Genomic DNA, 11,799 nt, shown 5'->3' with positions numbered 1-11,799 from the left:
GACCACCTGGACCTGCTGGCGCTAACGGAGCTGACGGACCACCTGGACCTGCTGGCGCTGACGGAGCTGACGGACTAACTGGACCTGCTGGCGCTGATGGCGCTGACGGAGCTGATGGACCACCTGGACCTGCTGGGGCGACCGGGGCAACGGGAGTGGCTGGCGATATTGGACTAACTGGACCGACTGGCGCAACGGGAGCAGCTGGTGGATTATCCGAATTCGGATATATTTACAACCTAACCGCTAGAACGGTAGCTATAGAGGAAGATGTTATTTTTGACTCAAACGGAATAATAACACCTGGGATTACACATTCTCTAGGATCTACTGAAATAGTAGTTACTACTTCGGGAAACTACGAAGTTACTTTCTCCGTGTCGGGTACAGAACCCAACCAATTCGCATTATTCTTAAATGGCGCAATAATTGCAGGAACAGTTTATGGTTCAGGTGCAGGCACGCAGCAAAACAACGGTCAGGTTATAATCACCATGTCAGCTGGAGACGTACTAACTCTTCGAAATCATTCGTCTTCAGCAGCCGTTACCCTTGCTTCTACCATTGGAGGCACACAAGAAAACGTAAACGCTTCTATTGTTATTAAATTATTAAGTTAGCCCTTACTGAATATAGAACTCTCACAAGATCAAAGTGAAGCTAATAGGCACTTTCCAAGCTTTTGATTAAGTAAATTGAACGAATTAGTGATTGATTCTTGTTAATATCATTATTCAAGCACTACTCTAACAATACAGAAGTTTAGTATCTGGTAGATATATGATCCTATGGAGGTGAATTCCTGTAGGGTCTTTTTCTATTGTATATAGTTAAAACACTAAAATTAAAAAATTCTAAACTAAGAGTACTTAGATTACTCTAGTTTAGGATACTATGTTAAAAGTGTGCCTCATTGGGTTGTATACTCTTCACTCAGAACTTTTCTGTTTCTCTTCAGGCTTCGGATTCATCCAGAATCGTGACATTTGTTGTTCAGGGTTCGTCAAATTTTTTGTAAGATAGGAAGTTGTCAACGTATAGCTATTTTCTATTTTTTCCGTCAAGTAATTGGTACGCTCGTAAAGAATGCCTCTGAGATAATCCAACTGCCTAACCATTTTCTCTATCATACTTTCTTGGTTGTCTAGCCTACTACTAACAACTTTTTGAGCATCCTCTTGTTGTAAAATACGATCAGCTAATTGCTGTTGCTGGTTCAATTGCTCATTCATTTTAATAGCCATTTCTTTCGTTGATTCACTAACTTGCATCCTGAACTCCCGATCCACTGCTTGTTCACGCGCCAACATCAGATGGAATTTTTGCTGTTTATCATCGAGTCCCGCCAACGATTTCGTGATATTCCTTTCAAATTTCTCATACTGAAAATTATTATTATGCAGTTCATTCAAACGGGTATGGATTGTTGTAATTTGATTTTCCTGTGACTTTTTTTGTTGTTGTAGAAGTAGCTCCAAATCACGAATATGACGATTAAGCATAGCATTTTCTTCATGCCGCTCCTGCATCCACTGCGTTAACGAATCTATTCTCGAATGGCCTTGATTATGCTCTACAAGATTTTTGTCATTATTGAAAACATCCGAATGACTCTGACTGTTAATAAATAAACCCATTGCCTAGGCCCCCTTGTCGTACTATCTTATGCAAATGACGACAAGGCGGTTAGCAAGAGTTTACTCCCAGACATACGGTGTTTCTTGATAGACATAATAATTCAACCAATTGGAGAAGAGCAAGTGGGTATGCGAACGCCATGTATTTAATGGCTCTTCGTTTGGATCATTATTCGGGAAATAATTCGCTGGTGGATCAATTTCGATACCTTTTTGAAGATCCCGTGCATATTCTTCTGCAAGCGTCGTTGCATCGTACTCAAAATGACCGGTAATCATAATATGTTTATTATCATTGGAAATGATAATAAACGCACCCGCATCCTCAGACTTCGCAAGTAGATGCAAGCGAGGGTCATTTTCGATTTCCTCCACAGAAACTGCTGTATAACGTGAATGTGGCGCTCTAAATTCGTCATTAAAACCGCGGGCCAAATTGATGGTTGGGTCAGATAGGCGATGAGTATATACACCCGAGCATTTCTTCGACAAATCAAATTTATCAATTCCATAATGATGATATAGCGCTGCTTGTGCACCCCAACAAATATGCAACACGGACGTCACATTGTCTTTTGACCAGTCCATAATCTCCTTCATTTCATCCCAATAATTCACATCTTCAAATTTCAAATGCTCAATTGGTGCCCCTGTAATAATCATGCCATCGAAACGACGATGTTTGACATGCTCAAATGTTGTATAAAATTTGTCCAAGTGAGATTTGCTAATGTTTTTCGATTCATGGGTCGCCATATTCATAAACGTCACATCCACTTGCAATGGTGTATTACCTAATAAGCGCAAAAGTTGCAGCTCTGTTCGTTCTTTTTCCGGCATTAAATTCAAAATAATAATATTCATTGGCCGAATGTCTTGGGACGTTGCACGTTCCTCATCCATGACAAATATTTTTTCCTTTTTCAATAATTCTCCGGCGGGCAATTGTTTAGGTATGTTGATTGGCATCGTTACTCTCTCCTTTTTTCATTCTAATTATGTATGTTGAGCACAAAGAAAAATCCTCTTTTCTATAGGATAAGAAAAGAGGATTGGCTTTAGGCTCTCAGTTCTTATCTCTCAAGACAAAAAGTCCTGTTGGAGGTAGCACCTTTCTGATAACGTCAGAGGTTGCTGAAGCTTCATCGGGCCATATCCCTCAGCTTCTCTTGATAAGAGTATTCAGTTTGTTTCTATTATACGCTTAAACAATATATTGTAAACAGTCTTTTTATTTTCGCGGTGAAAGTCACGGAAACTATCATGTTTTTCATGTTTATTCATACATCTTTCGCCGAATAAAATCACCCTTTTGGAGCCATATTAACATCGTACTACATGTTTGAAAGGAGTTTTTTTTCATGGGAAGAGACAACAAACAAGGTAGCACCAACAATTCGCGTTCATTACCCCAAACGCCGAAAAGGCAAAAGATTCAACCGGGAGACATGAAAGAAGAAATGGCACGTGAGTTTGAAGAATTGAGCAATTTTAAGCCCAAGCGGGAGCGCATGATTCCAAACGAACGGAAAAGAAAGTGACACATTTTTTAGCGAAGATAGCACCTAACTTACCATGAAAAAGACGATACCCCGCGCAGCGAGATTAGCTGACGTGGGGTATTCTTTCTCTCCAACCTATATAATTTTAATTTATTTCCATAGTTTCCATGTAATTCATGCCCATTATTTTGTTCCTTCATCCCTTGTAATCACTCGGGATGCTTCCTTCCTTCTCCACTTCCACAGCCCAAGAAATTATTGTCGTGCTGTCCCGCACATTTTGTCTTTCAATCTCCATCAACATTTGTGAAATACTTTCATCAATCGCTTCTTCATTCAACGCTTCGACCAAATTTTTCGGATTTGCATAAGGTTCGCCTGGACATTCTACCAAGCCATCTGTTGTCATGAAAATGTGGTTTGTCCCTTTTCTTAATTCCCTTGTCCCAGATGTATAGCATGGAACAAGTTTTTCAAATGTATTCACTTGTCCGATCCACTCGAAAAACTGCCGTTGATTCAGTTGAAATTGGTTGAGGGCAATTAATTCTCGATGCAATAAATAGACCAAGCAGTCTCCGACGGAAAACCACCATAAGTAGTTATCTTTCCTTACGACGACAAGGCAAGCCGTTTCTCCCGTGACATTTCTACATGCTGCCAAAAGTTTATCGGATTGAAAGATTTTAAGTAGCTTGTCTTCCAGTTGTTTAAACTTTGGAGGGCCTCCCATTGATAAGATAGCTGACAAGCCTTCCTTATGTTCTTGGAATGTACGAATAACAAGTTCCGCGCTTTCGGCACTTTTATGTGCATCGAGAATAGCTGCGAATTCCCAGTCATCAGTCTGCCAGACGATGCAACCGTCCTCATTCTTTGTTTGCCCCACTGATGAATTACCACCAAAACGCCCCACTGCTATACGATTTATCCACCGAACATCACGTTCATCAACAAATGCTTTTTCACTTCCAACCCAAGAGAAGTTATTCATAATTATGCATTCCTAAATATGTATTGATAAATTCATTCAAAATAGGCATTTCAGGTGGACTTAGTTCAGATGGTAGCTCATCAAAATGAAAAAACTGTAAATCCAACACTTCATTTTCATCTTTCTTCATGACACCTTCATACTCCGTACAGATAAAAGTAGTGATGACATTGTAAACTTCGTCACCATGCGGATATTTATAATAAAATTCTTCACCGGAATAAACATTGAACAACGTTAGATTTTTTGCAACCAAATTAGTCTCTTCATATAACTCACGCTTCGCCACTTCTTTTAGCGTTTCCCCTGGTTCCATGGAGCCTCCTGGCAACCCCCAGCACTTGTTATCCGTTCGTAATTGCAACAGCAGTCGTTTATTTTTGTCTACTACAATCACGTTAGCACCCGGCATAATAAGCGGACGATGACCAACAAGTTCTCTTAATTCTTGTATATATCCCATGTAAAATCTCCCTTACAAGTAATTAATTAAGTTATTATTTCAATTTGATTTTAGCTATACTCAAAATTGTCCATTCTTTATCTTTAATTTGCTTTCCTATATAAAGAATTTGTCCTATATGGTAACTAATATGCGCTATCTCCGTCTGTATTGCACTGAAAGCGGTAATTTTTTGGTTCCTTAACGTAACCGTTTTATGTAAATCAGTTTCCACTAAACTGCCCAATGTTTGAAAGAGCAATTGCCAACCTGAATCCCATGTATGCATTAGCTCTTCCCTAGACAACTGCTCATCAAAAAATTCATTGTCTCTATTTCTGTATGACTTTTCACCATCCGTTGTTAAAAAATCCACCCATCTTGAATGCATATTGCCACTTAGATGTTTAATTATGATAGCAATCGTATTGGATTCCTCACTCGGTTTCCAATGTAATTCTTCATCAGACAGTTGGGTAAATGCTAGTTCTGCACGTTCTTTAAAATGAGCAAATTGGGTATTTACAATCGTTAAATATTGTTCTTCAAACGATTTCAAGAGTGATTCCCCCTATTAATGTTTTCAAAGAGCTTTCATTATTTATCAAATAGCACTCGATGCAGGATTTACCTTTTCAAACCCTTCCATCAACTGATAAGGTCTACCTTCAAAGACTTCATGAATCTTCGCGTCTTTTCTCAATGCATCATTCATCCTAGTAGCAAACTGTGGACGCTTCCCCAGTTTGCCACTTGTTCCTTATCAATTCAACAGATCGCACATCTAGTGTACTTCAATACTGAAATTGCACCTCTACTGTGGCACTAATCATCATTTGACCTTGTTCAATCGGTGTAGATCCGCTCATTTCTTTAGCCGCAAACATTCGGGGTGCTACCGACTCCGCCCTATGCTCCTCAACAATTTTAATCGGTGTAGGATCAAGATGAAGCTGCATCGTGTCAGCCATCGTTTGCGCTTTTGCCAAAGAGTTCTTTAATGCCAAACTCAATGCTTGTTGATAATACAATGGTTCATTTTCAACAGTGAACCGAATTGTGGATACCCCATTTGCACCGTTTTGGACAGCAACATCAATCACATTTCCAACTTGATCAATATCTGTGATTTTTACAGTGATTGCATTTGTCACTTCGTAGCCCCTAAATACTTGCTTACCCTCGATATAATCATATTGCGGAATGATATTATATGAAACGGTTTGTATATCCTCTCTCGGAATTCCCAATCTCAATAACGAATCGATCACTTGATTCATCTCATAGGCATTTTCCTTTTGTGCGTGATTCAGTTGTTTGTTTTCAGTACGTACTTCCAACTGAATTTGTGCGGTATCTGGTGCAACTGTAAGATTCCCAATTCCCGTAACCGTCATCACCCGGCGTTGCTGATGGTGCATTTGTTGTACATATGGATAATACATGGGCCTCCACCTCTCCTAACGTTCTCTCTGCTAGTTAAATACTATGCACAGTTTCAGGAAAAGATAATTGCGGTGACCTCTAACGAAGATACATCCATTTTTCTAGAACTTGAAAAATGTCCTTGTTGCTCTCTACTCCGATTTCTTTTGAGTTCATCACGATATACACTGCTTTCAAGAAATTCTTTACTGTCCGTTTAGTATGATAAGCATCAATTGACCCTGCATTTTCATCCAAGTGTGTTTCAACCATTTCAGTCAATTTTTTAATCCAGGCTTGGATATCTCGCTCAGCATTCTGGTGCTCTAGTAAGGAAGCGATAATAACTGCCAGCCGTTCCTCCTCTTCATCCAAATAATCCACTTGCTTACACAGGCAGTGTTGAATTGCGTGAAGAACTCGACTGATGTCTTCTTTTTTAAGGAAAGGATGTTTGGCTAAAGCATCCAATGCATCCGCACCATGTGCAATGGCATGCGCCCATCCCTTTCCTTCAATAAAACCACGTGTATCATTTTCTTCCATCATATAGTGAATAACAGTATGTACAGTCTGTTGTATAAGATCTTGCTCCACAATTTTTTTCTCTATGTCGTATTCGATAATCGCTGCGATGACAAGTGCAGAAAAGGATCGTGTAAACACAGAATCTGTTCCAGACTCGCCAAGCCCATAACACAGATAATCTTCCTGTATGACCACTTCAAGTAAAACTTGGATTTCTTGCGGAGTTAATTGACCCGAAAAAATCAACTTTCCGAAGCTCCCATAAATTAATCTATCTCGCAAATAACTATCTGTATTTCCGATTTCCTTTAACATCTCTTGTCTAACTTCCGAAGTTAACTCCGATATCCTATCATCGAGATAACTTTCTAACGTTGTTGTCAACATTGCTAAAACCACCTTTATATGAATAAATCAACAATTTACTAGATACCCTCACCTATTTAATTAGGTCCAAGTTCATCACTTCGATATCGCTCCATATAGCTTGCCAATTCTTTTCCCTAACCCTTTTCTGATACATCAACATTCGATCCTTCGACTCCAAGAAATAAGGAGTCGGCTTCACTAGCAAATTGACAGCATCCTGTATACCATGCGGTGCCACTAAAATGACATGATCCTTCTCATCCAACTTCACACCTAAAGCTGTTGCCGTTTCAGGAAATTTCTCGATTGCATCAACAGATGATGAATAAGGTGAACTATTATTGGCGATATGCATTCGCGCCTGATTTTTGACTGACCAAGGGGCAGTTGAAAGCAGCCCCTTCAATGTATCCTCGTGCTTCTTTTCAAAGCTTTCTTCATTATTCTCTGGATCATAATAAATCACATCAATATCCCGCATGGCAGTCCTTTCATCAAAACCATGCTGCACATCCCATATTTTCGATCGAACAAACCCCGCGCAAATCCACCAATCAGGCAAGTTCAATGACTTGGCACATGTTAATAAGTCCACCATCCATTCGTCTTCTTGAATGAATGCGATAATATCTTTTTCATTTCGAATGAACGTCATCAATCCAGTACTCCCTACCATCGTCGCTGCGGTTCATAAAACGATAATCAATCAAAAATCTTCTAATGGTAGCAAAGTCCTCGTGAACCGTTTTCAACATTTCATTAACTTCTTTCTCCAAATAGACTTGTCCACCGTCAAATCGCTTAATGACTTCTTGGGCAATAATGTATTTCCTTTTTTCTTTGCTCGGAAATACATCCAGCGGGCCATTTACACCTTGCTTGAAATAATTCCCCAATACTTTTTCTCTTTCTTTATCGGTAATTAAAAAACGTTCATCCATTATTCTCTTCCTTTCAAATTAGCAAGTTCATCCCATCCATAAGCAACTTCACTCAACTTTTTGCCTTCAATTTCGATGTCGGCAGTATCGATTTTCATTCCACCCAGCAATTCATAAAAACGGCAGGCAGGGTTTTCTTCGAGCGCCCAAATAAGCATCGAATCCAGCTTCTTGTCTTTCAAATCGTCCACGACTGTCTGGACGAGCTTGCGCCCAAGCCCTTTTCCTTGCTGCCCTTCTAATAAATAAATCGCATAGAGCTCGCCCACATACGCTTCATATTTACCAGTGCGCTCTTTACCACCTGAAGCAAATCCCACAATCTGACCGTCTCCATCTTCAACTATGTATACGTTATTCTGCTTTATACCACTCATCCATATCTGCTCGCGACTTTCATACGATAGACTATCCAAATACGCATCTGGCACAATTCCCATGTACGTCGTTCGCCAGCTATCCACATGGACTTTCGCGATACCTACCGCATCCTCTAATTTCGCCTTTCGAATAAACACGTCAATCGACCCCTATCCTCTTGCCATTTCCCTCAATAAATCCTTCGCCATATAATAAGCACTTACTGAGAAAAGTTGTGTAATCTCCTGTCTGCGTATCATCTCTTCAATCTCATCAAAAGAAAACAACTTTACATCTATCTCTTCCGTTTCATCTAACTCCTGCTCATATTCCTTATAGGCATCCATAATCAAAAAAGTAACTACCTTGTTCGTTTGAGTCGCTGGATTCACCATGAACTCACCGATTTTTATCGGTTCCGTCTTTGAAATATAACCCGTTTCTTCACGAACTTCCCTGACGATCCCCTCTTCATGAGACTCGCCTTCTTCAATTTTCCCAGCTGGAATCTCCAAAAAGTAATCCTGCCCTGCATGTCGGTATTGTTCCACAAAAAGTACTCGATGATCTTTCGTTACGACAACAGCATTGACCCAATCGGCATATTCCTGAACATAATAATCATCAATGATGACGCCGTTTGGCAACTGGCATGTATCTTGCCTTAAGTTGCCAAACGACGTTTTATAATGATAGACTGACTTGATTGTTTTCCATTTCCGCATTCATAAAACCCCTCAATTTCTTCCCACACTTATCCCAACTGCATCACATGCGTCGTTTCCGAAGCGGAATTATCTAACTCAAAGCCATTCGACCGATAAAAAGCATCTGCCTTCGAGGATTCTGTTCGGACCGTCATTTCATTAAAAGTACCGCGAGAATGGTCAATAATTTGTTTAAGCAACAGAGAGCCAACACCTTGCCGCCTTGCATCGTCTAATACGTAAAACCTTCGCAAACGCGCAACTTGCTTATCAGCGGAAAAAGGTGATTGATTAACACCACCAATCGCAACAACATCGCCAGCTTCATTTTGAACAGCGAATAAGGCCTCTCCTGGTTTGTTGAACCGATTGGTGCCATCTTTAAATTCATTAACCAAGCGCGATAAAAAACGATACCCTTCCGTTTCACTCTCTTTCACTAAACGAGAAATCGTAATCGCCTGTAAATCCTCAACCCGTTCCACTGTAAATGTCATTGCTTTTTCCTCCCTTTAATCAATTATGCCCCGGCATAATTGCGTCCGGATTTTTTTCGAGCTTGGGGCCTACAGGATGTAGGTCATGCAACCGATGCCGCAGGACGCGGCGAAATTAGGTTGCCTTCCTAGCTTCTCTAAAAAATCCGTGACATCCGCCGGAGGCTTTATCTGAGTTCAGATAAAGTGATTTTACCTACTAATACCTTTCAACAACCTCATTAAAAAAACCTGCATTTTTCGAATAAACAAAAAAGACTCACTTACGTTTAGCACGTAGTGAGTCATTTTGCGATTACTATTTCACTTCATCCCCATCAAATTGCGCTCTTGAAAATCCACGTCCAAGTATTTCCGATGCGTTTAAGAAAATGACAAACGAAGTCGGTTCATGTGCTTGAAGTAATTTTTTAAAATAAACAGCCTCTGATTGTTCAACCACACATAAAATCATCGTCTTCTCTTCATTCGAGTAACCACCAATGGATTTAATCTTCGTCAAGCCACGGTTAATTTCATTTTTGATAATAGCTTGTACTTCCTCTTCTTTATCCGTAATAATCATCACCAATTTTGTTGGGGATGTTTGCAATTGGACAAAGTCAATCACTTTACTTGTCACGTAAATCGCAATCATTGCGTACAGTGCAAGCTCAAAGTTAAAGACAAAAGCCGATGTCAGGACAACGAGCCCATCAACGATCAGCTGTGAAAATCCACTCGACAGTCCTGTAAACTTCTTCACTAATTGAGCAATCAAAGCCGTTCCACCTGTTGAGCCATTCCCGCGATAGACAATACCTAACCCAACACCGAGCATAATCCCCCCGTAAATGGCGCTTAGCAATGGATTATCGATGTGAACGTTTATATCCGCCGTTATCCAAATAACAAACGGCACAAAAAACGTACCAACGAGTGTTTTCAAACTAAATTCCTTACCAACAAGAACGACCCCCAGGATTAATAAAGGGATATTAATAAGCCACTGCACGTAAGCGGGATTGAATAGAAAAAGTTCGTAAAGAATCGTACTAATCCCCGAAACGCCACCTGCCGCCAGTCGTGCTGGCAAGAAGAAAATATTAAAGGCCAACCCCACTAGCGCCGCACCCATAATCACTTGAATATATTCAAATATAACCGTTTTTTTAAACTCCTGGATTGCCATTTGACTAATTCCCTCACTTTCAACCTTTCTATTCTACCAAATAATTCGCTATGTCATCATCATTTTTTTAGAGATAATAATTAAGCGCCTCATAGCCAAAATAAAAAGATAATAGTGCTAGAATGCCAAACATAATGCTTTCTATTTTACTACCCGTTTTCGTCGTTACCGGAAAACGAACTGTCATGCTTAGCGGAAACAACAGTTTAATCCCCTTTTTCGTTGCCATATCCAATACATAATGGCTCACCATGCCGACTAAAAATCCTACTTTCAGTGCCTCACTCGGAATGAATGCATTCAGCAATACCGCGACCGTTACCAAAAATAGTAAACTATGCGTAAATGTACGATGGCCGAATACCGTATTGATCAACTTTGATAACAGCGGTAATTTCCGTCCAATCTTACTTCCACTGTGACAAATATCCGGTAGTAATGCGCCAACCACCCCTGCCCCCAACATCAGAATCGGGTCATGATTTGCAAAGTGTGCATAAGCAAGACTTGCTGCAATGCCGCCTACGATGTGTGTATTCCCTGTCATGCTCGCTTTTCTCCTTATCTCTATTCAAGATTTAGTACTTCATTATTATAAACGTTGTTGCAGCACCTGACACGTAAATAGTATAAATATAAGGATGCCTATACTTTCAAATTAAGTTATTTTAAGATAATATTATTTTTATTTAAATTCACACTTTTCTTTGTATTTATTATTTATTTCTAGTATAATATAAATAAGTAGTATAAGAAATATAACTTAAAGGAGACTAATTTATTATGCGTAGCTTAGGTATCGTAAGAAAAGTTGATCAGCTTGGTAGAATCGTAATCCCAAAAGAATTAAGAGGCACACTCCACCTACATACAGGCTCTCCTATGGAAATATTTGTAGAAGAAGATAAAATTATTTTAAGAAAGTATTCCGTTAATGAGGCTTGTTTTGTAACAGGCGAGATTACTCCTGACAATAAGATGTATTCCAATGGTATGTATTTAAGTCCGAGAGGCGCAGAAATTATATTAGAGGAGATTGCAAAGTATAGCTGAATCATGCCCGTAAAGGTCAATTCCAATGTTCCCAACTATTTCATTTGAAAACATATGATAATTGATGTACACTATGTTTAGAAGCTGCGTTGTTCGTATCAACATTAAGTTTTAACCTTTAAGCTGTAAAAGGGAGTTTTATCTAGGAATAGGAATGGCACGCCTCGTACTTT

At 39.6% G+C, this 11,799-nt stretch carries 17 protein-coding genes and 1 riboswitch; of the genes, 3 read left to right on the top strand and 14 right to left on the bottom strand.

Annotated elements, in window-relative coordinates:
* A partial coding sequence (locus R2B72_RS18190) for a BclA C-terminal domain-containing protein (RefSeq protein ID WP_412177882.1) occupies positions 1–620 on the top strand: 620 nt, incomplete at its 5' end.
* 309 nt (positions 621–929) lie between these two features.
* Here the strand turns inward: R2B72_RS18190 and R2B72_RS18185 are convergent.
* Together R2B72_RS18185 and metA are read right to left on the bottom strand one after the other, a co-directional pair.
* Positions 930–1,637 (bottom strand): hypothetical protein, encoded by a 708-nt coding sequence (locus R2B72_RS18185; protein WP_318618298.1) that lies wholly within the window; start codon positions 1,635–1,637, stop codon positions 930–932.
* A 60-nt stretch (positions 1,638–1,697) separates the two neighbouring features.
* Positions 1,698–2,606, bottom strand: coding sequence for a homoserine O-acetyltransferase MetA (metA, locus tag R2B72_RS18180; protein ID WP_318618297.1), 909 nt, complete (start codon positions 2,604–2,606; stop codon positions 1,698–1,700).
* Positions 2,607–2,707: 101 nt separating this feature from the next.
* Positions 2,708–2,816, bottom strand: a riboswitch (SAM riboswitch).
* A 182-nt stretch (positions 2,817–2,998) separates the two neighbouring features.
* On the opposite strand from metA, the gene R2B72_RS18175 reads away from it, so the two are divergent.
* The gene (locus R2B72_RS18175; RefSeq protein ID WP_318618296.1) at positions 2,999–3,178 is read left to right on the top strand and encodes a hypothetical protein; all 180 of its coding nucleotides are present in this window, start codon (positions 2,999–3,001) and stop codon (positions 3,176–3,178) included.
* A 157-nt stretch (positions 3,179–3,335) separates the two neighbouring features.
* Here the strand turns inward: R2B72_RS18175 and R2B72_RS18170 are convergent, their stop codons facing one another.
* The 12 genes from R2B72_RS18170 to R2B72_RS18115 all read right to left on the bottom strand — a co-directional run bounded on the left by R2B72_RS18170 (position 3,336) and on the right by R2B72_RS18115 (position 11,120).
* Positions 3,336–4,133 carry a protein phosphatase 2C domain-containing protein gene (locus R2B72_RS18170; protein ID WP_318618294.1) on the bottom strand — a complete coding sequence of 266 codons (798 nt, stop codon included), beginning with the start codon at positions 4,131–4,133 and terminating at the stop codon, positions 3,336–3,338.
* Positions 4,126–4,596 (bottom strand): NUDIX hydrolase, encoded by a 471-nt coding sequence (locus R2B72_RS18165; protein WP_318618293.1) that lies wholly within the window; start codon positions 4,594–4,596, stop codon positions 4,126–4,128. Before R2B72_RS18165 ends, R2B72_RS18170 begins: the two co-directional genes overlap by 8 nt.
* A 34-nt stretch (positions 4,597–4,630) precedes the next feature.
* Positions 4,631–5,134: a DUF1572 family protein gene (locus R2B72_RS18160; protein ID WP_318618292.1), complete on the bottom strand. Its 504-nt coding sequence runs from the start codon at positions 5,132–5,134 to the stop codon at positions 4,631–4,633.
* A 235-nt stretch (positions 5,135–5,369) separates the two neighbouring features.
* The gene (locus R2B72_RS18155; RefSeq protein ID WP_318618291.1) at positions 5,370–6,020 is read right to left on the bottom strand and encodes an SIMPL domain-containing protein; all 651 of its coding nucleotides are present in this window, start codon (positions 6,018–6,020) and stop codon (positions 5,370–5,372) included.
* A 79-nt stretch (positions 6,021–6,099) separates the two neighbouring features.
* Positions 6,100–6,915, bottom strand: coding sequence for a DUF2785 domain-containing protein (locus R2B72_RS18150; RefSeq protein ID WP_318618290.1), 816 nt, complete (start codon positions 6,913–6,915; stop codon positions 6,100–6,102).
* Between the two features lie 52 nt (positions 6,916–6,967).
* Entirely contained in the window at positions 6,968–7,552 is a 585-nt protein-coding gene (locus R2B72_RS18145) for a nucleotidyltransferase family protein (protein WP_318618289.1), read from the bottom strand.
* The gene (locus R2B72_RS18140; protein ID WP_318618287.1) at positions 7,533–7,838 is read right to left on the bottom strand and encodes a DUF2087 domain-containing protein; all 306 of its coding nucleotides are present in this window, start codon (positions 7,836–7,838) and stop codon (positions 7,533–7,535) included. The genes R2B72_RS18145 and R2B72_RS18140 overlap by 20 nt, the downstream gene beginning before the upstream one ends.
* Positions 7,838–8,356, bottom strand: coding sequence for a GNAT family N-acetyltransferase (locus tag R2B72_RS18135; RefSeq protein ID WP_318618285.1), 519 nt, complete (start codon positions 8,354–8,356; stop codon positions 7,838–7,840). Before R2B72_RS18135 ends, R2B72_RS18140 begins: the two co-directional genes overlap by 1 nt.
* A gap of 12 nt (positions 8,357–8,368) precedes the next feature.
* Positions 8,369–8,923 (bottom strand): NUDIX hydrolase, encoded by a 555-nt coding sequence (locus tag R2B72_RS18130; RefSeq protein WP_318618283.1) that lies wholly within the window; start codon positions 8,921–8,923, stop codon positions 8,369–8,371.
* A 29-nt stretch (positions 8,924–8,952) separates the two neighbouring features.
* A complete protein-coding gene (locus R2B72_RS18125; RefSeq protein ID WP_318618281.1) occupies positions 8,953–9,402 on the bottom strand; it encodes a GNAT family N-acetyltransferase in 450 nt (149 codons plus the stop codon).
* Positions 9,403–9,700: 298 nt separating this feature from the next.
* A complete protein-coding gene (locus R2B72_RS18120) occupies positions 9,701–10,573 on the bottom strand; it encodes a YitT family protein (protein WP_318618279.1) in 873 nt (290 codons plus the stop codon).
* A 67-nt stretch (positions 10,574–10,640) separates the two neighbouring features.
* The gene (locus tag R2B72_RS18115) at positions 10,641–11,120 is read right to left on the bottom strand and encodes a metal-dependent hydrolase (protein WP_318618277.1); all 480 of its coding nucleotides are present in this window, start codon (positions 11,118–11,120) and stop codon (positions 10,641–10,643) included.
* 236 nt (positions 11,121–11,356) lie between these two features.
* Here R2B72_RS18115 and R2B72_RS18110 point away from each other — a divergent pair, with 236 nt between their 5' ends.
* On the top strand, positions 11,357–11,626 hold the full coding sequence (locus R2B72_RS18110; protein ID WP_318618275.1) for an AbrB/MazE/SpoVT family DNA-binding domain-containing protein: 270 nt from the start codon (positions 11,357–11,359) through the stop codon (positions 11,624–11,626).
* The last annotated feature ends 173 nt before the right edge of the window (positions 11,627–11,799 follow it).

It is taken from the genome of Sporosarcina sp. YIM B06819 (assembly GCF_033485175.1).
Taxonomy (GTDB): domain Bacteria; phylum Bacillota; class Bacilli; order Bacillales_A; family Planococcaceae; genus Sporosarcina.
Note: the sequence above shows the minus strand (reverse complement) of the source record. Positions and strands in the feature narration are given on the sequence as shown.